Source organism: Roseomonas nitratireducens, from assembly GCF_017813355.1.
Taxonomy (GTDB): domain Bacteria; phylum Pseudomonadota; class Alphaproteobacteria; order Acetobacterales; family Acetobacteraceae; genus Neoroseomonas; species Neoroseomonas nitratireducens.
The window spans coordinates 1-20,734 of the sequence record NZ_JAGIYZ010000029.1 but is presented as its reverse complement, the minus strand read 5'-3'; the positions used below and the strand labels follow the sequence as shown (position 1 = coordinate 20,734).

The window sequence follows — 20,734 nt, the reverse complement described above, 5'->3', positions numbered from 1 at the left end:
TCAGCCGCGCATGGCCTGCAATTGCCGGAGGTATCCGGCGGGTTCCACCAGCACGTCGACCAGGCTCGGCCCATCATGCGCCAGCGCGGCGTCGAGTGCCGCGGCCAGCGCCGCCTCATCCGCCGCGCGGAAGCCGCGCGCGCCGAGCCCTTCGGCCACCGCGGCGAAATCCGCGCGCGGCCAGCGCACGCCCTCCGGCGCCAATTGCCGCTGCTGCTGCTTCACGTCGATCAGCGACAGCGCACCGTCGTTGAACACGATGGTGACCATTCGCGCGCGCCGTTCGGCGGCGGTGGCGAGTTCCGCGAGGCACATCATCAGCCCGCCATCACCGGTGAAGGCGACGGCACCGCGCGCCGGGTCGTGCAGCGCCGCGGCGATCGCGGCCGGCAGGGCAAAGCCCATGCTGGCGAGCCCGTTCGAGATCAGCAGGTCGCGCGGCGCGTGGCAGGGCCAGAAGGCGGTGGCCGAGAACATGTGCGCGCCGGCATCGACGCTCGCGCGCGGATGGCGCCCGGCGCGCGCGGCGGCCTCGGCGGCCATCTCCACGATGCGCGGCGGGGCGACGCCGCCCTGCCCCTGCCAGGCCAGCGCGGCGCGCATGGTGTCGCGATGCGCGGCGATCTCCTCCGCGCGCCAGTCCGACGCGCGCACGCCGGTGCGTAGCGCCGCGACGGAGGTCGCGAGGCAGCCATAGGCACCCGCCGCGGGTGTGACGTAGTGCACGGGGAAGGGTCGCGCCGCGAGTTCTGCGACCGGTGCGGCGTGCCGCCAGGGCTGCAGGATCAGTTCCACCGGATCGAGGCCGACCAGCAGGATCAAATCCGCCGCCGCCACGCAGTCGGCTTCCAGCGTGCCGCCAGTGAACAGCCCGACGAACAGCCGATGGCCGTCCGGCACCACGCCCTTCGCCTTGTAGGTGGCGAGCACCGGGCAGCCCAGCGCCTCGGCCAGCGCGCGGACAGGTGCTGCGTCGATGCGCGCGGCTTCCAGCCCCAGCACCATCACCGGGCGCCGCGCGCCGGCGAGCAGGGCCGCGACCGGCGCGACATCGGCCGGCTCGGATGCGCCGCGTGGGTAAGGCACGGCGAAGGGCATCACGCGCTTGGCCGCCGCCGAGGTGAGGTCGAGATGCACCGCGCCGGCCGGGTCCGCGACCGCGTCGTCGAGCAGCGCACCGATCTCGGCGGCCGATTCCCCGCGCGCATAGCCCTTCACCACCGCCGCCGTCGCGTCGCGCTGGTCGAAGACCTGGTGCGTGATGTAGGCCAGCTGCGCCGGCGTGAAGCCGTCCGAGACCAGCATCACCGGCGCGCGTTCCAGCGTGGCGCAGGCAAGGCCATTGGCCGCGTTCATCAGCCCCGGCCCCTTGGTGGTCAGCACCACCCCCGGCGCGCCGGTCAGTTCCGCATCGGCCACCGCCATCATCGCGGCCGAGCCTTCGTGCCGGCACAGCACGAAGTCGAGCCCCGCCGGGTCGGCGCCGGCGATCAGGTCGAGCGACGACCCGCCCCCCGGAACGCCCCAGATGCGCCGCGTGCCGCGCGCGGCCAGCGTCGCGAGCAACCCCTCCGCGACCGTGCGCGGCATCCCGTCCCCATCCATGGCGCGACCTTCGCCCGATCCGCCCGAGGCGGGAAGGCCCCGCATGGACGGTTGTCCCGCGCCGGCGGCATGCCAGATTGGCGCCATGGCCGAGACGTCCCACCCTTCCTCCCCAACCGAAGCGCCGGTCGACCTGCTCGTGGTCGGCGGCGGCGTGAATGGCTGCGGCATCGCGCGCGACGCGGTGGGGCGCGGCTTCTCCGTGGCATTGCTGGAACGGGGGGACCTGGCCGGGGCCACCTCCTCGGCCTCCACCAAGCTGATCCATGGCGGGCTGCGCTATCTCGAGAACTACGAGTTCCGCCTGGTGCGCGAAGCGCTGGCGGAGCGGGAGGTGATGCTGCGCATCGCGCCGCACATCGTCTGGCCGATGCGCTTCGTGCTGCCGCACCGGCCGGAGATGCGGCCGCGCTGGATGATCCGCGCCGGGCTGTTCCTGTACGACCAGCTGGCGCGGCGCGTCAGCCTGCCGGGGCATGAGGCGATCGACTGCCGCACCCATCCCTATGGCGGCCCGCTCTCGCCCGCCATCGCCCACGCCTTCGCCTATTCCGACTGCTGGGTGGAGGATTCGCGCCTCGTGCTGCTCAACGCGCGCGATGCCGCGAAGCGCGGCGCGCGCATCATGACGCGCACCGCCTTCGTCGGCGCGGAGCGGGGCCCGGATGGCTGGACCGTCACGGCGGAACGGTCGGACGGGACGCGGCTGACGCTGCGCGCCCGCGCGCTGGTCAACGCGGCCGGGCCCTGGGTGCTGGACAGCCTCGGCCGGTCGGGCACGAAGCCGCGCGGCAGGATACGGCTGATCAAGGGCAGCCACATCGTCGTGCCCGCGCTGCACGACGGCGCGCAGGCCTACCTGCTGCAGAACGACGACCGCCGCGTCGTCTTCGTCATTCCCTATGAAGGCCGCTTCTCCCTGATCGGCACCACCGACACGCCGCATGAGGGCGATGCGCGGGATGCGACGGCCAGCGAGGAGGAGGTCGCCTACCTGTGCGCCGCCGTGGGCCGGCAGTTCCGCCAGGCGCCGCGGCCGGAGGACGTGGTCTGGCGCTTCTCCGGCGTCCGCCCGCTCTATGACGACGGGTCGGAGAACGCCTCCGCCGTCACGCGCGACTACGTGCTGGAGATGGATGCGGCGGGCGGGGCGCCGCTGCTCTCGGTGCTCGGCGGCAAGATCACCACGTACCGTCGGCTGGCGGAGGAAGCGCTGGAAAAACTCGCCGGCGCGCTGGGCCGCCACCCCGGCCTGTCCTGGACCGCGACGGCGACGCTGCCCGGCGGCGCGCTCGGCGCGGGCGGGCTGCCGGCCTTCGAGGCCGAGGCCGCGCGCCGCCATCCCTGGATGCCCGCGGGGCTGCTGCGCCGGCTGGTGCGCACGCATGGGTCGGACCTCGACACCATGCTGGATGGCGCGCGCGCGATGGAGGATCTCGGCGCGCCGCTCGGCGGCGGGCTGACGGAGCGCGAACTCGCCTGGATGCGGCGGGAGGAATGGGCGACCACCGCGGATGACGTGCTCTGGCGCCGCAGCAAGCTCGGCCTGCACATGAGCGCGGAGGACCGCGCCGCGCTCGCCGCGCGCTTCGCCGCGGGCTGATCAAAAGCGCACGAAGGTTTCACCTTCGTGCCCCTCAAACGCCGGGCGGGCCGCAGGTCGGAACTTCATGCGCTTGGCATGAGGCTCAGCGCGCGGCCAGCGCCGCCTGCCGCGTGCCCCAGCCGCCGCGCCGGATGCGGCGGCGCTCGATCTCGACGAGCATCCCCTGCGGATCGCCTGTCGCCTGCAGCAGCGCGTCGAGCTTGGACTGCTCGACGCCGATGCCGCCCGCGCTGCCGCGCGCCGCCTGCGGCAGGCCGTGCAGCAGCAGGGGCAGGCCCGTGCCGCCCGCCGGCGCGAGCACCAGCGCCGTGTGGCCGCAGGCTTCGTGCAGCGCGGCCGTGAGGCCGGCATCGCCCGCGCCGAACGGATCATCCCCGGCCAGGTCGACGGTGCCGAGCACGCGGTAGCCGCCGGGACGCGCCAGCGCGACGGGCTCGGGCCCCGGCGCGTCGGCGAGCAGCCGGGCCACCGGCGCCGGCGGATCCCATTCCGCCGGCACGGGGCCGAACACGACCGCGCCGCCGCGTTCGAGGCTGACCAGCGCCTTCTCCGTCCCCGGCGCGGCGGCGACGCGCAGGCGCGTGCCCTCGGCGCGGACCCAGTCCCCGCTCCGCACGCCGCGCAGCCGCCGCCAGGCCAGCCACAACAGGCCGACGGCGCAGAGCAGGAAGAGGATCGCGATGCTCATCGCGGCGCGGCCGGCGGCTTGTCGCCGGGCATCTGCGGCACGGCGACCGCGGGCGGGGCGACCACCGCCTCGCGCCGCACGATCTCGGCCGTGATCGCCGCGGGCGGCTGCGCACCGGTGACCGGCGCCCAGAAGCGCGGCGGGCCCGGCGGCGGCGGGCGGTGGCGCGCGGCGCGCTCGGCGGCCTCGACGAAGGCGCGGTCGGTCGCGGCGCTGTTCCAGCGCGCGACGGCGAAGGTCAGTCCGCCGCCGAAGATGAGGAGCGCCGCGCCGAACAGCAGCAGGCGCAGATCCGACACGGGCGCCTTCATGCGCGTCCTCCCGCAGTGGCGGCCGGTCGCGCGAACAGCGCGGCGAGGCGCCCGGCCTCCGCCGTCGCCGCCGCGTCGCCCGCCGCGAGGCCCGCGATCAGCCGCGGCAGCGCGGCCGCCAGGTCCTGCCGCGCGGCCTCGGGCCCGCCGGACGCGGCCACGAGCAGCGCCTCCGCCGCGGCCTTCTGGCTTTCCTGCATGTCCGCGGCGCGGCGCGCGAGTTCGGCGAGCAGCCCGGGCAGCAGCGCGATGCCGAGCGCCGCGCGCGTCGCATCCGGCAAGGCGGCGGGCGCGGGCGGCTGGAAGGCGACCTTCGGCCCGCCGCCGCCGAGCAGCCAGGTGTCGACCGCCCGGCCGCGCGCCCCGCCCATGACGAAGGCCGCGATGCCCGCCAGCCCCGGCAGCAGGGCCAGCATCAGCCAGAACAGCGCCCCGCGCGGCGGCACCACCAGCCCCACCGCGATGCAGGCGAGCCCGGCGGCGGTCAGCGCGAGGATCATCCGGCGCTGGCCATCGGTCAGCAGCGCCTCGGGCTCGGGCGGCGGCCGGTCCGCCGCGCGCATGATGACGCTGCGGCGCGGCGCGGCGCCGCGCGGGGATCGGCTGCGGCGGGTGGTGGCGCTCATGCCTCAGCCCCCCGAGGAATAGGAACGGCCGGTCGAGCCGAAGCCCGCGCGGCTGACGGAGGAGGTCGCGCCCGAGGCGCTCGGGGTCGAGGATGTCGTGCCGCTGAAGCGGGACGTCGTCCCGCCGCCGGGGCTGCCCGCCATGCGGCTCGCCACGCCGAGCCGGCTGCTGCCGCTGTCCCAGGCGCGCAGCGGCCCGGTGCCGGCGGCCGGGCGATAGGCCGGCGTGGGCTGGCGGTTCGCCGTCCAGGTCCAGCCCTGGTAGCGCGGGCCGACGCCGCTGCCGTAGTTGTCCCGCCAGCCGGAATTGTAGCTGACCCACCAGCCGCCGCCGCGGCTCCCCGTGGCGCCGGAGGAAGGCGATGCCGCGGCGCCCGCGACCGCCGCGGCGGCGGCGACCGGCAGCACGTCCGCCACCTCGACCTCGATGCAGCGGCCCCAGGTGGCCTGGCAGCCGTCGCGCGTCGCGAAGCGGTTCGGCAGCGGCTGGTCGAAGCGTTCGCAGCGCTCCCAATCCGCCGCGCAGGTCTGCTCGTCCGGATAGATCGGCGCGAGCCGGTAATAGGCGAAGGTGATCCCCGCCGGCGGTCGGGCGCCGGCGGCCGGCACGGCGGGCGCGGCGACGGGCCGCGGCGCGGGCAGCGCGCCGACGCCGGTCGCGGCGGGCAGCGGTTCCGACAACGCCCAGAATTGCTGCGCGCGGTCGCGCACCACCGGGACCATGTCCCGCGTCGAGCCCTGCGCCGGGGACCATCCGGCCAGCGCGGGCCGCCAGCCCGGCCCGGTCGCGGCGAGCGTCTCGCCCTCGCAGGCGCCGGAGCCGAACAGCGTCTCGCAGGCGGCGATGGTGGTGAAGCGCGGCCGGGCCTCGGCATGCTCGCGCGCGATCGTCGTCTCGAGCAGGTCGCAGCGCGCCGGATCCTGGCCGAGCCGCACATGCGCCGCGCGGCAGGCATCGACGCGCGCCTGGGTCTGGCCCGGCAGGTCCGGCGGCGGGGGTTCGTCGCAGCCCACCGCGCCGAGGCCGACCGTGACCAGCGCCACCGCCCGCACGGTGCGCGACCGGCGGCGGGAAGGCGGCGGGCGGGCGGCGTCGTGGGCCATGGCGGCGGATCAGCCCGACATGACGGCGTTGTTGAGGATGCCCGCCCCCACCTGCATGAAGGCGATGAAGATGGCGCCGCCGCCGATCTGGTCGGCCTCGATCTCCTCCTTCAGCCGGCCCGGCAGCAGCATCGACAGGATCAGGTGCACGACGAGCTGCACGCCGACGGCCACGACGCACCAGATGATCTGGTCGAGCGGCCCGGCGGCGGACCGCGCGACGGCGGCGATCGGCAGCACCATCCCCAGCGCCTTGCCGCCGAAGGCGACCGCAGTCGGCAGGTTGCCCGCCCGCAGCAGCGCGAGTTCGGCATGCGGCGTGGCGAGGGAGACGATGACCAGCCCCGCCACCCAGAAGACGGCGCCCAGGCCGAAGGCGATCAGGAAGTTCAGGAAGGTGGAGGGAAACAGGGCGAGGATGTCGGCGGCGGTCATGCGGTGGCTCCCCGGGCTCGCGCGTCAGCCGCGCAGGATGTGTGGCACGAAGCGCGCATCCGCCCCGGTGACGGGGCCGCGCGATTCGCGGAAGGAAAGGCCCGCCGGTTCCCCGCCCACCATCCAGACGGAGACGGCGGCATGCACCGGCCCCCGCCCGGAATCGAAGACGGGCAGCGGGCAATGGGCCTGGTAGAGCAGCGGGCCGACCTCGGCGATCGGCACGTCGCCGACGGGCTGGCCGGGCAGCGTCACATGCTCCCCGTCCCAGCCGCGGCAGGGCTTGGCCACGAAGGCGCCCGTCGTCGGGCGTTCGAGGAAGGTCGGCAGCAGGTGCGGCGCGCCCGGGGCCATGTGCCACAGCAGCGCCAGCATGGTCTTGTCGGCCAGCAGGCGCGTCCAGGCGCCGGGGAGGATGCGCGTGCGGCTCAAGGGCAGGAAGGCCGCGTTCGGCTCGCGCTCCATCCACTCCCACGGGTAGATCTTGATGAGCGCGTCGAGCGTCTCGTCGCGGTCGTCGGTGAAGCGCTGCGCGTCGAGGTCCCAGCCGACCTGGCCGATGGCGCAGATGCGCGGCGACATCCCCGCGGCCTGCGCGATCTCGACCAGGAAGTCGGCGTCGAAGCGCTCGCTCGTATCGGCCGGGGCGCCGCCGCTGCCCGTCGCGCCGCCGCAGGCGATGGCGAAGCGCGGCGGCAGGCCCATGCGCGGCAGATGCGCCGACAGCTTCTCGAAGATCAGGTTCTCCTGCGAATCCGATGTCTTGCCGGACACCGACCGCCAGGATTCGAACCAGCCCCATTGCACATGCGACGCCTCGGCGAGGCCGTAGGGCGAGTCCGCCTCGTAGTCGAGCAGCATCGGCGTGCCGTCGGGGGCGAAGGAGAAATCCATCCGCCCGTGCAGCGGCGCGTCCTTGGCGCGCCAGGATTGCGCGATGGCGGCCTGCATTTCCGGCCGCGCGATGCCGAAGCGGGCGTAGTCGCCGCTCGCGACGATCTCCTCCACCGCCTGCAGGCAGAGCGCCTCGATGCTCGACGCGGCATCGAGCAGCGCGCCCGCCGCCTTCGCGCCGATCACATAGGCGCCGTCCGTCACCCAATAGGGCTGGTCGTCCGGGCCGAGCTGCAGCAGGCCGAAATCGGACAGGCTTTGCATCGCCGCCGGCGGCGAGCGCAGCGGCATGCGCTCGAAGGGTGCAGAGGCCACGGCGCGGCCCTACAGCACCACGTGCGGTACGAAGCGATCCTCGAGCGTCGTCACCAGATCGTCCCCCTCCCGGATGCCGAGGCCGCAGGGTTCCTCGCCCGCCATCCACACGCCCATGACCGGATAGGCGACGCCGTCGGGCATCGCGTGTCCCGGCAGGGGCGCCCATTGTTGCCAGATGATCGGCGAGGGAGGCAAACCTTCCGCGACCTCGGTGGAGACATCGCGATCCGCCCCCTCCACGCGCATCCCGTGTCCTTCCAGCCCCAGCGCCGGCTTGCCGATCGCCGGCCCGTCGATCGCGGCGCGATCGAGCGAGGCCGGCAGCAGCAGAGGATGCCCGGGGAACATCTCCCACAATGTGACGAGGATCGCCTTGTTCGCCTGGAGCATACGCCGCGCCGGCTCGATCCAGCGCGTGCGACCGAGCGGCAACAGCCGCCCGCCTTCCTCGGCATCCAGCCAGTCCCAGGGATAGAGCTTGAAGCAGGCATCGAGCGGCACGCCGTGGGGGTCGGTGAAGCCCCTCCCCTCGGCCCAGGAGATGTCGTCCACCGGCAGGAAGGCGGTGGCGTGGCCGGCGGCCTGCGCCGTCGCCATCAGGTAGGCGACCTGGGCGATCTCGTCCGCCCGGTCCCGCTCGGCGGCGAAGTGGATGCGATGCGGCAGGCCGAGCGCGGGCCAGCGCGCGACCAGCGCGTCGTCGATCCGGTTCCACTGGTCGGTCCCCGGGCGGGTGTCCGGGCCCGGCGGCGTTTCCTCGAACCAGGCGAGCTGCACCACGGCGGCTTCCAGCAGCGCGGCCGGCGTCTCGGCGTTGAACTCGAACATCTTGATGCCGCCACCGGGGTCGAGCCGGAAGTCGAAGCGGCCATAGAGCGACGGCTCGCCCGCGCGGTGCGAGGCCTCGACCAGCGCGGCGAGCCTGTCCGTGAAGCCGAAGGCGCCGTAGTCGCCGCGACGGACCACCGCATCCGCCGCCGCGTCGAGCATCGGGGCGAGTTCCCGCGCCGCGGCTTCCAGCGCCGCGGCGGCCTCGGGCGCCAGCGCGTAGCAGGCATCCCGCGCCCAGTATTCGCGCCCGTCGGGCGAGTGGAAGCCGAAGCCGAGCGCCTCGGCGCGCGGCAGGAAGGCGTCGTTGCGCAGCAGCGCGACGCGCTCGATGGCCGGGCGCGCCATCGCTGCGCTCAGCGCGCGGCGCGCAGCCGGGCGGTGGCGGCGAGATCGGGCTCGCCGGCGGCGGTGAGCACGACGCCGTACGCGGCTTCCGCCGCCTCGGCCTCGATCAGCCCGTAGCGCACGTCCCGCGCGACCAGCGCCGGGTCGCGCGCGAAGGGGTCGCCATAGCCGCCGCCGCCGGGCATCTCGACGATCAGCCGGTCGCCCGCGGGGATGATCTGCAGCCCCTTGATGGCGAGCGCGCCGCCGGAGCCGAGGGAGAGCCGCCCCGTCGCCCCCGCGCCGCCGCCTGAACGGCCGCGCGCCGGATAGACGCCGCGTTCGAAGCGCGCCTGGATGCCGAAGGCGGCGTGTTCGCGGCTGCCGATTTCCATCCGCTGGCCGAGCCCCCCGCGCTGCCGCCCCGCCCCGCCCGAGCCGCGGCGCAATTCCTTCCGCCAGACCACCAGCGGCGTGATCGCTTCCGTGATCTCGACCGGCACGTTGCGCACGCCCGAGGGGAAGGGCGTGGCCGACAGCCCGTCCTGCCGCGGCCGCGCGCCGGCGCCGCCCGAATGGAAGGTGGTGACGTTGAAGGCGCGCGTCGCGGACCCCTCCGTCCCCGTCAGCCCATGGCCCGCGAGCAGGCTGAGGTTCCACAGGCTCGACGTGCCTTCCGCCGGCACGGTCTCCGGCAGCGCCTGGTCGAGGCAGCCATAGACGATGTCGGGCAGCATGTGGCCGATGACCGAACGCGCGTAGACGGCCGCCGGATGCGGCGCGTTGACGATGGTGTTCTCGGGCGCCGTGACGATGACGGCATCGAGCGTGCCGGTGTTGTTCGGGATCCAGGGCGCGAGCGCGGCCTTCACGCCGAAGGAGGTGTAGGCCTCGGTGTAGCAGATCGGGCAGTTGATGGCGTAGCGCGACAGGCCGGACGTGCCGGCGTAGTCCACATGCACGCGGTCGCCGGCGATGGTCAGCGTCGCGGCGAGGGTGACCGGCGCCTCGAAGCCGTCGATGGTCATGCGCGCCGACCAGGTCCCTTGCGGCAGCTTGGCGATGACGTCGGCCATGGCGCGGCGGCTGCGGGCGATGATCTCCTCCCCCAGCGTGTCGAGGTCCGCCAGGGCGAATTCGCGCATCATCTCGCGCAGGCGGTGGCCGCCGGTCTCGTTGCAGGCCACCAGGGCGTAGATGTCGCCCACCACCTGCACGGGTTCGCGCACATTGGCGCGCACCATGCCGAGAAGGTCCTCGTTCATCGCGCCCTGCCGCGCGAGGTACATCAGCGGGATGTAGAGGCCTTCATGGTAGATCTGCCGCCCTTCGGCGCTGACGCCGAGGCCGCCGATGTCGACCACATGCGTCGTGCAGGCGAACAGCGCGACCGCCTGCCCGTCGAGGAAGATCGGCGTGACGACCGTCAGGTCGAACAGGTGCCCCGTGCCCTTCCACGGGTCGTTGGTGATGAGGATGTCGCCATCCTTCAGCGTCCCGGCCGGGAAGGCATCCAGGAAATGCACCACCGAGCGCGCCATGGAATTGATGTGCCCCGGCGTGCCGGTGACGGCCTGCGCCAGCATGCGCCCCTTCATGTCGAAGACGCCGGCGGAGATGTCCCCCGCTTCCCGCGCCGCGGTGCTGAAGGCGGTGCGCACCAGGGTCTGCGCCTGTTCCTCCACCACCGAGAGCAGGCGGTTCCACAGGATCTGGACCTCGATCTCGTTGATGGGACGGCTCATCGCGCGATCCTCTCGATCAGGATGTGGCCGGCGGCGTTCGGGCCGGCGCGGAAGCCGGCGGGGACCAGGGTGGAGGTCTCGGCCTCCACGATCACCGCGGGGCCGATGATGCGCGCGCCGGGCGGGAGGGATGCGCGGTCGTGGATCGCGGCTTCCACCACCCCGCCCGTACCGGGGTCGACGATGCGGCGCGTCCCCGAAGGCGGCGGCGCGGGGGCGTCGGGCGGGTCGGCGAGGCGCGCGGGCAGCGGCTTCGTCTCCGCAAGCGCCAGCGTCCAGGTCAGCGCCTCGATCTCCAGGCGCGGGATCGTGCGGCCGTACATCGCGTGGTAGGTCGCCTCGAAGGCGGCGCGGAAGGCGGGCAGGCTGTCGGCGGTGTAGGGGCCGGGCGGCAGCGTGACCGGCACCTCATGCCCCTGGCCGCGATAGCGCATGAAGCCGGTGCGGGTTTCGCTCAGCGCCGCGCCCGGCGCGCCGAGGCGCACCACCGCTTCCGCTTCCGCGCGCATCGCCTCGAACAGCGAGTTCACCAGCGCGGCGTCGAAGGCCGCGAGCGGCACCAGCCGCGTGCGCACCACTTCGTAGCCGATCGGCGCACCGAGGAAGCCATGCGCCGAACCGACGCCCGCGCCGACCGGCACCAGCACGCGGTCCATCCCCAGCTTCTGCGCCATGCGCGCGGCATGCAGGGGTGCGGCGCCGCCGAAGGCGATCATGGTGCGCCCGGCCGTTTCCTTGCCGTTCTCCACGGCGTGCACGCGCGCGGCACTCGCCATGGTCTCGGTGACGATCTCGGTGATGCCGAGCGCCGCATCCCGCACGGCCATGGCGAGCGGCGTGGCGACCGAGGCGGCGCAGGCCTCGGCGGCGGCGGCGGGGGTCAGCGCGATGTGCCCGCCGGCGAAGCGCGCAGGGTCGATCCAGTCCAGCACCAGGTCGGCATCGGTGACGGTCGGCAGCGTGCCGCCGCGCCCGTAGCAGGCCGGCCCGGGCATGGACCCCGCGCTGTCCGGCCCGACCGTGATGCGGCCCAGCCCGTCGACGCGCGCGATGGATCCGCCGCCGGCGCCGATCTCGACCATGTCGATGACCGGGATGCGCACGGGAATGCCGCTGCCCTTCACGAAGCGGGCCGCGCGGGCGATCTCGAAATGCCGGGCCTGCTGCGGCTTCATGTCGTCGATCAGCGTGATCTTGGCCGTGGTGCCGCCCATGTCGAAGGCGAGCGCGCGGTCGATGCCGTTCTCGGCGGCGAGGATCTGCGCGAGGATCGCGCCCCCCGCCGGCCCGCTTTCCACGAGCCTGATGGGGAAGCGCCGCGCCGTGCCGACCGTGGTGATGCCGCCGGACGACATCATCAGCAGCAGCGGCGCGGTCGCGCCCAGCGCGCGCAGCCCGTCCTCCAGCCGGCCGAGATAGCGTTCCATCAGCGGCAGGACATAGGCGTTGGCGACGGTGGTCGAGGTGCGCTCGTATTCGCGGATCTCGGGGCAGACCTCGGACGACAGGCAGATCGCCTCGGCCGGCAGGTAGCGGGCGAGGATCTGCCGCGCGCGGGCTTCATGCGCCGGGTTCTGGTAGGCGTGCAGGAAGCAGACCGCGAGCGCCTCCACACCCGCCGCCTTCGCCGCGGCGCCGATGCGATCGACCGCGGCTTCGTCCATCGGCAGCAGGACGGTGCCGTCGGCGGCGACGCGCTCGGGCACCTCGAAGCGCCAGGGGCGCGGGACCAGCGGCTCGGGCCGCTCCATGTACAGGTCGTACTGCTCGAAGCGGTGCTCGTAGGCCATCTCGAGCGAATCGCGGAAGCCGTCGGTGGTCACCAGCGCGGTGCGCGCGCCCTTGCGCTCGATCAGCGCGTTGGTCGCGAGCGTGGTGCCGTGGATCACCAGCGCAAGGTCGGCGGGCGCGATGCCGGCCTCGCGCAGGATGTCGGCCACGCCGTCGAGCACGGCGCGCTCCGGCGCGTCATGCGTGGTGAGAAGCTTCGCCGAGAGGCTGCGGCCCGGCAGCGCGAGGACGAGGTCGGTGAAGGTGCCGCCGATATCGACGGCGAGGCGCGCGCTTCCTGTCATGCTGGTCCTTCGTCGCGCTCAGTCGGCGCGGATGTTGGCGGCCTGGACGACGGCGCGCCAGGTCTCGAGCTCGGCGCGGACGAAGGCGCCGAAGGCGTCGGGGGGCATCGGCGCGGGGTCGAAGCCGATGCGGCCGAGCACGGTCGCGACCTCCGCCCGCGCGAGGATGGCGGCGAGTTCGGCGGCCAGCCGATCCCGCACCGGCGCCGGCGTGCCGGGCGGGGCGACCAGCCCGTACCAGTTGGAGATGTCGAAGTCCGGCACCGCCGACCCGACCGATGGCGTGCCGGGCGACGTCGCCCAGGTCGCCGCCGAACTGACCGCGAGCAGCCGCAGCTGCCCCTGCTGCACCATCGGCCAGGCGGAGGTGTCGCTGAAGAAGATGTCGACATTGCCGGCGACGAGGTCGGTCAGCGCCGGCGCCGTGCCGCGATAGGGCACGTGCACCATGCGCACACCCAGGCGCAGGTTCATCAGCTCGGCGGCGAGATGCGTGCCCGTGCCCACGCCGCCCGAGGCGAAGCGGATCGCATCCGGCTGCCGCCGCAGAAGTGCCACGAAGGCGGCGAGGTCCTGCGCCGGCAGCGAGTTGCGGCAGACCAGCAGCAGCGGGCTGCGCGCGAGCATGGAGACGAAGCCGAGCCCGAGCGGATCGTAGGGGGTGGGCCGCACGACGGGCCCCGCCGTCATGTTCCCCGGGCTGACCATGGACAGCGCGTGCCCGTCGGGCGGCGCCTTGGCCACGCTGTCGACGCCGATCGCGCCACCCGCGCCGGCGCGGTTCTCGATGATGACGGGCTGGCCCAGCGCCGTGCCGAGCGGTTCGGCCAGGATGCGCGCGACGGCGTCGACGCCGCCGCCCGGCGGGAATGGCACGACGAGCCGCACCGGCCGCGACGGATAGCCCTGTGCCATGGCGGGCCCGGCGGCAATGAGGCCCCCGAGCAGGCCTTGCGCCGCGGCGCGGCGCGCGATGGGGAAGGACATGGTCGCTGACCCCCGGACAGGCGCGCCCCCGGACGGATCCGCGAATGCGGCGGCCGGGGCGCCCTGCCGGGAAGCCTAGGCAGGGAGCGTGGCGCGCGCAAACCCGCGCGCCGGTGCGTCAGGCCACGGCGTCGACCGTGCCGTTCAGGTCCATGATGCCGATGGACACGGCCAGGCCGGGCTGGCGGCGGGCGACCTCGGCACGGAAGGCGCGCAGCGCGCTGGCATGGGCCTCGGATTCGGCGGCGCGCGTCGCCACCGCGGCCTCGCCGAAGGCGAGCTTCGCCGCGCCGCAGTCGCGATGCGTCATGGCCGTGACGCGGCGGATGCTGTGCAGCTGCACCGACACCGCCAGGTTCTCCCAGAAGGCCGCGTGCCATTCGGCGAAGCGCGCATGCACGGCGCCGATCGGCCCGCCGGCGATGACGAAGTGGCTGTAGCGGTCGCGCAGCCCGTGGGAGGACATCCACAGGAAGCTGCCGGTGGTGAAGCGCGGGTCGATGCAGTTGACCAGCATCGCCTCGTACTGGCCGCTGCCGGCGCGCGCGCCGCGCGGCGCGAGGGCCGCCACGCCGGCGACGGCGGCGAGGCCGAGCAGCCCGCGACGGCCGGGCGCGACCGGACCGGTCGCGCAACCGCAGGCCGGGCCATGGACCATGTGCGGCAGGACGGCGCTGCATTCCCGCATCTTGTCATCCTTTCTCATCGAGGCTCGTCCGCGACGGGCCAAGCCGCAGTGAAGCCCGCGCAGGCTTAAGCATCGCTCAATGCGGCGCATGTCCGCGGATCGTCGCGCGGTTAAGGGTTGGACAACCCGGGCGGTGCTTGAGTGGCGTCGTTGCAGTGCAGCGTGCCGACGAAAACCGCCGAGGTCCCGGATGACGAAAAGCGCCCGACCGCGAAAGCAGACCGCGCCCGCATCGCCGCGCCCGGCGGAGGCCCCGGCCATCGCCGCGACGCCGGCCGCGCGCATCCCGGTGCGCCGCCTGCTGCTGCCCGGCATCGGCTTCGCCTGCGGCGTCGCCGCCACCGCCATCGTCCTGGGCAGCGGCGTAGCACCGGTCGGCCATGCCGAGGCGCAGGCCGCCGCCCCCGCCGCCGCCGCGGTGCCGGAGGCGCTGGTCGCGCGCATCGGCCAGCTCGAATCCGCCCTCGGCCGCATGGAGGCCGCCGCCGCCGAGCGCACCGAAACCCTCTCCCGCCGGATCGACCGGGCCGAGACCGTTCGTTCCCCGCAGGGCGAACGCTTCATCGCCGCGGCGCTGGTGCTGCAGGCCTCCGTCGCGACCGCGCGCCCCTGGCTGCGCGAATACCAGGCCATGGCGCGGCTCGCGCCCCCCGGCATGCTGCCCGCCCCGCTGAACGAGGTGCTGCTCAGCCACGCCGCGCGCGGCCTGCCGACCGAGGCCGAGCTGCGCGAACGCTACATCGCCCTGGTGCCGCAGCTTGTCGCGCGCGTGCCGCGCCAGGGCGACATGATGCAGCAGGCCGTCACCACCATGCGCGGCGCGGTCGCGAGCATCGGCCTCGCCGCCGCGCCCCCGCCATCCGACCACGAGCAGGCGATCGAGGGCGTCGTGCAGCACCTCCGGCGCGGCAACCTCGCCGCCGCGGTGGGCGACGCGACCGCGCTCGATCCGTCCCTGCAGCCGCTGCTGGCCGGCTGGCTCGCCCAGGCCGGGGCGCGGCTCGCCGTCGAGCAGGCGGTGCAGGAGACGCTGCTGCGCATGCTCGCCGCCCCCGTACGGAGCTGACCCCCCCGATGCCCCCTTCCGCCATGGAGCCCCCCGTGCGCCGCAACCTCCTCGCCATCCTCGCGGGCGCGATCGCCCTCTCGGCCGGCCCCGCCCTCGCGCAGCAGGGCTCGATCACGCTGCGCGACCGGCTGGTCGTCGTCAGCTCCTCCTCCTCCGCCAGCCTGACCCAGGCGGTGATCGGCGCCTTCGTCGAGCGCTACGAGGGCGTCCCCGCGCCCATCACCTCGGCACCCGGCTCGACCCATGCGCTCGAGCTGTTCTGCTCGGGCGTCGGGCCGCAGACGCCCGACCTCGCCGTGGTCACGCGCCGCATGCCGCGCGCCATCCAGGAAACCTGCGCGGCCAACGGCGTGCGCGACATCGTCGAGCTGCAGGTCGGCCTCGGCGCCGTCGTGCTGGTCGCCCGCCGTGGCGAGGCGATCCAGGGCCTGACCACGCGCCATGTGTGGGAAGCGCTCGCCGCCGAGCGCCCGCATGAGGAGGAGTTCGTCCCCAACACCGCGCGGCTGTGGTCCGAGGTCGCCCCCACCCTGCCGCGCAGCGAGATCCGCGTGATCGTGCCGGAGGAAGGCAGCGGCACCCGCGCGCTGTTCGACGACCTGGTGCTCGAATCCGGCTGCCGCCACGCCAAGCCGATCCGCCTGATCTTCGAGGCGCATTACCGCCGCAGCAAGTGCGTCACGCTGCGCAACGACCCGCGCGTGACCGCGGTGGACAGCGGCGACGTGGTCGCGGCCCTGCTCGCCGCCCCGCCCGGCACGCTCGCCGTGGTCAGCTACGACCAGATGCTCGCCTCCGGCGGCAACCTGGTGCCGCTGCCGCTCGATGGCGTGACGCCCTCGCCCGCCACCATCGGCTCGCTCGACTACGACCCGGCGCGCACCTTCTACCTGTATGCCAAGCGCCAGCACAGCCGGAACCAGCAGGGCGTGGGCGTGGTGCGCGGCATCCGCGAATTCATGCTCGAGGTGACGAGCGAGCATGCCGGCGGGCCCGGCGGCTACCTCTCCGCCGCCGGCCTCGTGCCGCTGGCCCCGGCGGACCGTGCGGCGCAGCGCCGCATCGCCGAACGCCAATCCCTGATGTCCCGCTGACCGGCACCGGAGGCCAGACCCATGCGCGCCAAGACCCTCGCCGTCCTCGCCCTGCTCGCCCTGCCGCTGCCCGCGCTGGCGCAGGGCGGCCCGCAGCGCAGCGTCGTGCCGATGCCGCTGCAGGACCTGCCGTCCGACGACGGCGTCATGGCGCGCGCCGAACGGCTCTGGAGCGGGCTGGTCGACAGCTTCGGCTTCAGCGGCGGGCACGGCTCCTACGCGCGGTCGCACAGCGCGGCGCTGCAGCAGCAGTCGCGCGACGACTTCACCTGGCTGATGGACATCGCCGGCTACAAGCTGAAGGAGATCGAATCCTCCGTCAGCCTCTTCCCGAGCCTGTCGCTGACCTTCGGCCAGGCGCGCGAGCTGACGGAAGCCGACCGCGAATACGTCGAGCGCGCGCTCGAGCGCCACGCCAGGCGCAACCCGGGCCCGATCTCCGCCATGCAGCGCACCATCGTGCGCGGCATCATGGAGGCCGGGGAGCTGCGCGGCTTCTCGGTCGACAAGGTCGAGGTGGATCTCTTCCCGCTGCCGCGCGTGAAGTTCCAGCTGACGCCGACCGACGCGCCGCTCGGCATCGAGGCGAGCCGCATCCTGCGCGCCATCGAGCGGCTGAACCAGCGCGTCGGCGCCATGGCCGGCCGCGGCCCGGGATCGGGCGCGGGGCAGATGCTCGACCTGCAGCCGCCGTCGCCGGGCGCGATCCAGCCCGCCACCATCACCCACTGACGCACGGCCGATGACAGACCAGACCGGCGCCAGGACGGCGCCCAGCGACGAAAGGCAGAACGCCCGATGACCGCGACCGACACCCCCACCCGGGCCCGCTTCGCCGAGCTGGTGAAGCTCCAGCTGCAGGGCCGCAAGTTCCTCGACCAGGACCAGGAACGCCGCCTGCTCGAGGAAGGGCTGACGCGCTACGGCCTGACGCTCGACCAGGCGAGCGGCGTGCTGCGCACCGCGGCGCAGGAGAACGCGATCGCGCTGGAAGGGGAGCTCGGCGCCTCCTCCCGCGAATTGCTGCGCACGCTGGCGGACCGCCGCCAGCGCGTCGCGCGCGACGATTTCGACCGCGCGGTCGCCTTCTACCGCGCGCGCGCGGGCGGCGGCGTGACGCCGGCCGATGCCCAGAAGCGCGTCAAGCGCCTGATGGAGGAGCTCGACCTGCGCCCCAAGGCCGCCGGCCGCGTCATCCGCACGCGCCGCTGGTACCGCGCGATCGAGGCCTGAGCCGGCCCCTCGCCTTCCACCCGGCCGGGGAGAAGCCCCGGCTGCACGCCGCGCCGCGGAGGATCCCGGCCATGGATATCGTCCTGCCCCAGACGCTGGCCGCCCTGCCGGCCTGGCTCGGCATCCTGCTGACCACGGCGGTGCCGGTCGGCATCGCCATCGTGCTCGGGCGCGTCATGTACGCGCTGTTCACCCATGCCGAGTTCCAGGCGAACGCGGTTGTCGGCGCGGTGAAGTACGGCTTCGTGGTCGAGATCTACGCGGTGGTCGCGGCGCTCACCCTGGTCGGCGCCTGGGACACCTTCCAGACGGCGCGGGACAATGTGCGCCAGGAGACCAGCGCGCTCTACATGCTGGCCCTCGCCACCGACACCTTCGACGGGCCGGCCCAGGCCGCGACGCGGACCGAGATGCGCGCGGCGATCCGCAACTACGCCGCGACGGTCGTCGCGCAGGACTGGCCGGCGATGCAGGCGGGGGTGCATTCCAACGGATCCGACGCCGCCTTCCAGCGGCTGACGCGCGCCTTCCTCGACGCCAACCCCGAGAAGCCGTCCCAGGAATCCCTCCAGCAGACCACCGGCAACTGGCTGAACACGATCGCGGAGGCGCGGATCGCGCGGCTGTCCGTCACCTCTCGCACGCTGTCGGGGCTGATCTGGATGCTGGTGCTGACCGTCTCGGTCGCCGTCATAGCCTTCCAGTGGTTCTTCGGCGGGGCGAGTGCGGCGATGCACTACGCCATGGCGGCGGTGATCGCGCTGATCGTGGGATCGGTGCTGATGGTCTCGGTCAAGCTCGCCTTTCCCTATGTGGGCGACGCGCCGCTGCTCACCCCCGCGCCCTTCCACGCCATGATGGACCTGCGCTGATGCGCCGGGCGGGGTCAGTGCGCGGGGCGGCGGGCGTAGCGGTGGTGCTGGAACAGCAGCAGCAGCAGCGCGAAGACCCAGAAGCCCATCTGCGCCACGAGCCATGCCGCGACATGCGCGCCGAGCAGCACGAAGGCCGCCCAGTGGACGGCCAGCAGCAGGAAGGCGGCGAAGGCGCGCGCCCGTTCCGGCCCATGCCAGAGCCGCACGGCCATGACCGCGCCGAGCACGAGTCCCGCCCAGGCGATCCAGCCCGCGACGGCGGCGAGCCCGCCCTCCCCGCCCATCGCGCCCAGCAGCCGCGCCATCGTCCCGGCACCCGGCAGCGCCTGGCCCAGCAGCAGGGCCGCGAGCGGCTCGTTCCACGGCGCCTCGGCGAGGAAGACGCGGCCCGGCAGGAAGATCGCCGGATCCGGGGCGGACAGCAGCAGCGCCACGCCGAGCGCGAGCCCCGCCCCGATGCCGCCCACGCGCATCAGCGGCACGGCCTCGGCATCGTGGGGGGCGACGCGCTCGAAGGCGACGGTGCCGAGGCGCAGCAGCAGCGGCGCGGCCGCGAGCGCGAGCGCCACCGTGATCCCGCCTTGCAGCCAGCCGCCGAAATCCGCGTCCATGCCCACCCGAGAGGTTCCAGCCGCATCATGCCACGATCCTGGCCGGCGCTGGTCATCGCCCTCCTGCTGTGCCTCGCCGCACTTGTCCAGCCGGCACGGGCCGAGACCATCGCCGTCACCCCGCCCGGCGGCGGCGCCTGCCTGCTGCGCGCCGCCCCGCCCGGCACCCAGGCGCGGGAGGCCGCGGCGCTGGCCGCCGAGGCCGAGGCGCTGCGCGCCATGGCCGCGCGGCTGCTGGCCGATGCGGCGGTGATGCGCCTGGGCGCTGCGCGCGAAGGCGTGCCGCGCTTCGGCGACTGGGCCTATGGCTGGGTGCAGTCCTACGTCACCTCCTACCGCATCCTCGCGCGCGCGGCCTCGGGCCTCGCGCAGTCCATCGCCGAACCCGGCGAGGGCGAGCTCGTCGCGCGCCTCGCCGAGGAGATGGCCGAACCGCTGCGCGCCGAGTTCCGCACCCGCGTGCTGGCCCCCGTGCTCGCCACCGGTGGCTATGCCGACGACCTCGCCCATGTCGGCGCGGTGATCGACGCTGCGTGGGAGGCCGCGCTGGCCGCCAGCGCCGCGCGCGTCGCGCGCCTGCCCGCCGCCCCCGCCGGCGCCGCGCCCAGCCATGCGCTGCATTTCGCGGCCGCCGCGCGGCCGATCGGCCCCGTCCTGCAGGCCGACGCCACCACCGACCCGATGGCGCTGATCGCCGAGGAAGGGACGGATGGCTCCGCCGCCTTCCTGCGCTCCGTCCGTCCGCTCGCCGCGCGGCTCGGCGCGGTGCTGGTGCGGATCAGCGAGGTCGGCTCCGTCGTCGCGGCCGGCGGCGCCTTCGGCTTCGCCATGGCCGGCGCCTCCGGGACCATGTTCGGCATCGCCGGCGGCATCGGCGTCGCCTGGGGCGTGGACTGGCTGTTCAACCGCGTCGATGCCGCGCTCAACCGCACGGCGTTCGAAGCGCAGGCGCTGGACGCAATCGCGCGCGCCGAGCGCCGCCTCGCGGCCGAGGCCTCCGGCATCGCCGCCGCCACGCTGGCCGCGCGGCTCGCCGCGCTGGGGAGGATGGAGGCCTGCCCATGACCGACGCGCCACAGGATCCGCCGCCGCGGGACCTGCTCGCCCGCTGGAACGCGCTCGCCACCTTCTGCCTGGCGCTGCTCGCCTGCCTGCTCTCGACCGTCGCGCTGCTCGCCAGCCATGGCGCCGCGCCGCCGCGGATGATCGCGCCCGCCCATGCGGCCGCGTCGCCCATGTCCGTCGATGGCGGGCCGGATCTGGCGCGGCCGCTGCTCGCGATCGAACTCGTGCTGCCGCATCTCGACCGTTCCGCGCCCTTCCCGCGCGCCTTCGCGGTTGCCGTGGCGCTCGCGGCCGGCGATGCGGAAGCGACGCGCGCGCTGCTGCCGCTCGCCCCCGCGGCGGCCGATGGCGCGCCGACCGCGGCGGACCTCGCCCGGGGCCTGGCCGAGGCGGCGGGGCCGGCGGCGCTGGTGGAACTCGGCTTCGCGCCGGATGCCGGCTGGCTCGCCCGCCGCGTCGCCGGCGTGGCGCGCATGGGTGCGGGGATCGGCGCGGCGGGCACGCGCGGGCTCGCCGCCCTGCGCGACGCGGCCGCGCGGCTCGAAGCCGG

General features: G+C 74.5%; 21 protein-coding genes. 8 read left to right on the top strand and 13 right to left on the bottom strand.

The features are described 5' to 3' along the window. Entirely contained in the window at positions 1-1,650 is a 1,650-nt protein-coding gene (locus tag J5Y09_RS21300; protein ID WP_209353877.1) for a thiamine pyrophosphate-binding protein, read from the bottom strand. A gap of 40 nt (positions 1,651-1,690) precedes the next feature. Here J5Y09_RS21300 and glpD point away from each other — a divergent pair, with 40 nt between their 5' ends. Further along, a complete protein-coding gene (glpD, locus tag J5Y09_RS21295; RefSeq protein ID WP_209353876.1) occupies positions 1,691-3,208 on the top strand; it encodes a glycerol-3-phosphate dehydrogenase in 1,518 nt (505 codons plus the stop codon). 85 nt (positions 3,209-3,293) lie between these two features. Here glpD and J5Y09_RS21290 read toward each other — a convergent pair whose 3' ends face one another. From J5Y09_RS21290 to J5Y09_RS21240, 11 genes are all read right to left on the bottom strand, one after another. Beyond that, positions 3,294-3,899 carry a hypothetical protein gene (locus J5Y09_RS21290; RefSeq protein WP_209353875.1) on the bottom strand — a complete coding sequence of 202 codons (606 nt, stop codon included), beginning with the start codon at positions 3,897-3,899 and terminating at the stop codon, positions 3,294-3,296. Then, on the bottom strand, positions 3,896-4,210 hold the full coding sequence (locus J5Y09_RS21285; RefSeq protein ID WP_209353874.1) for a hypothetical protein: 315 nt from the start codon (positions 4,208-4,210) through the stop codon (positions 3,896-3,898). The genes J5Y09_RS21290 and J5Y09_RS21285 overlap by 4 nt, the downstream gene beginning before the upstream one ends. Then, complete coding sequence (locus J5Y09_RS21280; protein WP_209353873.1) at positions 4,207-4,836, bottom strand: hypothetical protein; 630 nt, start codon at positions 4,834-4,836, stop codon at positions 4,207-4,209. Before J5Y09_RS21280 ends, J5Y09_RS21285 begins: the two co-directional genes overlap by 4 nt. Positions 4,837-4,839: 3 nt before the next feature. Next, the gene (locus J5Y09_RS21275) at positions 4,840-5,940 is read right to left on the bottom strand and encodes a DUF1190 domain-containing protein (protein ID WP_209353872.1); all 1,101 of its coding nucleotides are present in this window, start codon (positions 5,938-5,940) and stop codon (positions 4,840-4,842) included. A gap of 9 nt (positions 5,941-5,949) precedes the next feature. Next, complete coding sequence (locus J5Y09_RS21270; protein ID WP_209353871.1) at positions 5,950-6,375, bottom strand: DUF350 domain-containing protein; 426 nt, start codon at positions 6,373-6,375, stop codon at positions 5,950-5,952. Between the two features lie 24 nt (positions 6,376-6,399). Then, the gene (locus J5Y09_RS21265) at positions 6,400-7,584 is read right to left on the bottom strand and encodes a glutathionylspermidine synthase family protein (protein WP_209353870.1); all 1,185 of its coding nucleotides are present in this window, start codon (positions 7,582-7,584) and stop codon (positions 6,400-6,402) included. 9 nt (positions 7,585-7,593) lie between these two features. Further along, entirely contained in the window at positions 7,594-8,763 is a 1,170-nt protein-coding gene (locus tag J5Y09_RS21260; protein WP_209353869.1) for a glutathionylspermidine synthase family protein, read from the bottom strand. Between the two features lie 8 nt (positions 8,764-8,771). Beyond that, positions 8,772-10,487 (bottom strand): hydantoinase B/oxoprolinase family protein, encoded by a 1,716-nt coding sequence (locus J5Y09_RS21255; protein WP_209353868.1) that lies wholly within the window; start codon positions 10,485-10,487, stop codon positions 8,772-8,774. After that, a complete protein-coding gene (locus tag J5Y09_RS21250; protein ID WP_209353867.1) occupies positions 10,484-12,562 on the bottom strand; it encodes a hydantoinase/oxoprolinase family protein in 2,079 nt (692 codons plus the stop codon). Before J5Y09_RS21250 ends, J5Y09_RS21255 begins: the two co-directional genes overlap by 4 nt. 18 nt (positions 12,563-12,580) lie before the next feature. Beyond that, a complete protein-coding gene (locus tag J5Y09_RS21245) occupies positions 12,581-13,549 on the bottom strand; it encodes a Bug family tripartite tricarboxylate transporter substrate binding protein (protein WP_209353866.1) in 969 nt (322 codons plus the stop codon). 118 nt (positions 13,550-13,667) lie between these two features. Then, a complete protein-coding gene (locus tag J5Y09_RS21240) occupies positions 13,668-14,255 on the bottom strand; it encodes a hypothetical protein (RefSeq protein ID WP_209353865.1) in 588 nt (195 codons plus the stop codon). A 172-nt stretch (positions 14,256-14,427) separates the two neighbouring features. On the opposite strand from J5Y09_RS21240, the gene J5Y09_RS21235 reads away from it, so the two are divergent. The 5 genes from J5Y09_RS21235 (at position 14,428) to J5Y09_RS21215 (ending at position 18,505) form a co-directional block, all read left to right on the top strand. After that, positions 14,428-15,303 (top strand): hypothetical protein, encoded by an 876-nt coding sequence (locus J5Y09_RS21235; RefSeq protein ID WP_209353864.1) that lies wholly within the window; start codon positions 14,428-14,430, stop codon positions 15,301-15,303. A 35-nt stretch (positions 15,304-15,338) separates the two neighbouring features. Then, positions 15,339-16,400 (top strand): PstS family phosphate ABC transporter substrate-binding protein, encoded by a 1,062-nt coding sequence (locus J5Y09_RS21230; RefSeq protein ID WP_209353863.1) that lies wholly within the window; start codon positions 15,339-15,341, stop codon positions 16,398-16,400. A 21-nt stretch (positions 16,401-16,421) separates the two neighbouring features. Next, positions 16,422-17,132, top strand: coding sequence for a hypothetical protein (locus J5Y09_RS21225; RefSeq protein WP_209353862.1), 711 nt, complete (start codon positions 16,422-16,424; stop codon positions 17,130-17,132). A 66-nt stretch (positions 17,133-17,198) separates the two neighbouring features. Further along, positions 17,199-17,633 (top strand): hypothetical protein, encoded by a 435-nt coding sequence (locus J5Y09_RS21220; protein ID WP_209353861.1) that lies wholly within the window; start codon positions 17,199-17,201, stop codon positions 17,631-17,633. A 71-nt stretch (positions 17,634-17,704) separates the two neighbouring features. Next, positions 17,705-18,505, top strand: a complete 801-nt coding sequence (locus J5Y09_RS21215) for a bestrophin-like domain (protein WP_209353860.1) — start codon at positions 17,705-17,707, stop codon at positions 18,503-18,505. 14 nt (positions 18,506-18,519) lie between these two features. Here the strand turns inward: J5Y09_RS21215 and J5Y09_RS21210 are convergent, their stop codons facing one another. Next, positions 18,520-19,119 carry a hypothetical protein gene (locus tag J5Y09_RS21210; RefSeq protein WP_209353859.1) on the bottom strand — a complete coding sequence of 200 codons (600 nt, stop codon included), beginning with the start codon at positions 19,117-19,119 and terminating at the stop codon, positions 18,520-18,522. A 27-nt stretch (positions 19,120-19,146) separates the two neighbouring features. Between J5Y09_RS21210 and J5Y09_RS21205 the strand changes: the two genes are divergently transcribed. Next, a complete protein-coding gene (locus J5Y09_RS21205; protein ID WP_209353858.1) occupies positions 19,147-20,184 on the top strand; it encodes a hypothetical protein in 1,038 nt (345 codons plus the stop codon). Beyond that, positions 20,181-20,734: hypothetical protein (locus tag J5Y09_RS21200; protein ID WP_408904078.1), on the top strand; the 554-nt coding region annotated here is incomplete at its 3' end. The genes J5Y09_RS21205 and J5Y09_RS21200, both read left to right, overlap by 4 nt.

What these genes read in the sequence shown, in the direction of transcription:
- J5Y09_RS21260 (WP_209353869.1), bottom strand. Translation starts at nt 8,763, where the DNA reads ATGGCGCGCCCGGCCATCGAGCGCGTCGCGCTGCTGCGCAACGACGCC.
- glpD (WP_209353876.1), top strand. Translation starts at nt 1,691, where the DNA reads ATGGCCGAGACGTCCCACCCTTCCTCCCCAACCGAAGCGCCGGTCGAC.
- J5Y09_RS21280 (WP_209353873.1), bottom strand. Translation starts at nt 4,836, where the DNA reads ATGAGCGCCACCACCCGCCGCAGCCGATCCCCGCGCGGCGCCGCGCCG.
- J5Y09_RS21225 (WP_209353862.1), top strand. Translation starts at nt 16,422, where the DNA reads ATGCGCGCCAAGACCCTCGCCGTCCTCGCCCTGCTCGCCCTGCCGCTG.
- J5Y09_RS21275 (WP_209353872.1), bottom strand. Translation starts at nt 5,940, where the DNA reads ATGGCCCACGACGCCGCCCGCCCGCCGCCTTCCCGCCGCCGGTCGCGC.
- J5Y09_RS21285 (WP_209353874.1), bottom strand. Translation starts at nt 4,210, where the DNA reads ATGAAGGCGCCCGTGTCGGATCTGCGCCTGCTGCTGTTCGGCGCGGCG.
- J5Y09_RS21245 (WP_209353866.1), bottom strand. Translation starts at nt 13,549, where the DNA reads ATGTCCTTCCCCATCGCGCGCCGCGCCGCGGCGCAAGGCCTGCTCGGG.
- J5Y09_RS21235 (WP_209353864.1), top strand. Translation starts at nt 14,428, where the DNA reads ATGACGAAAAGCGCCCGACCGCGAAAGCAGACCGCGCCCGCATCGCCG.
- J5Y09_RS21220 (WP_209353861.1), top strand. Translation starts at nt 17,199, where the DNA reads ATGACCGCGACCGACACCCCCACCCGGGCCCGCTTCGCCGAGCTGGTG.
- J5Y09_RS21215 (WP_209353860.1), top strand. Translation starts at nt 17,705, where the DNA reads ATGGATATCGTCCTGCCCCAGACGCTGGCCGCCCTGCCGGCCTGGCTC.
- J5Y09_RS21205 (WP_209353858.1), top strand. Translation starts at nt 19,147, where the DNA reads ATGCCACGATCCTGGCCGGCGCTGGTCATCGCCCTCCTGCTGTGCCTC.
- J5Y09_RS21250 (WP_209353867.1), bottom strand. Translation starts at nt 12,562, where the DNA reads ATGACAGGAAGCGCGCGCCTCGCCGTCGATATCGGCGGCACCTTCACC.
- J5Y09_RS21270 (WP_209353871.1), bottom strand. Translation starts at nt 6,375, where the DNA reads ATGACCGCCGCCGACATCCTCGCCCTGTTTCCCTCCACCTTCCTGAAC.
- J5Y09_RS21300 (WP_209353877.1), bottom strand. Translation starts at nt 1,650, where the DNA reads ATGCGGGGCCTTCCCGCCTCGGGCGGATCGGGCGAAGGTCGCGCCATG.
- J5Y09_RS21240 (WP_209353865.1), bottom strand. Translation starts at nt 14,255, where the DNA reads ATGAGAAAGGATGACAAGATGCGGGAATGCAGCGCCGTCCTGCCGCAC.
- J5Y09_RS21255 (WP_209353868.1), bottom strand. Translation starts at nt 10,487, where the DNA reads ATGAGCCGTCCCATCAACGAGATCGAGGTCCAGATCCTGTGGAACCGC.
- J5Y09_RS21210 (WP_209353859.1), bottom strand. Translation starts at nt 19,119, where the DNA reads ATGGACGCGGATTTCGGCGGCTGGCTGCAAGGCGGGATCACGGTGGCG.
- J5Y09_RS21290 (WP_209353875.1), bottom strand. Translation starts at nt 3,899, where the DNA reads ATGAGCATCGCGATCCTCTTCCTGCTCTGCGCCGTCGGCCTGTTGTGG.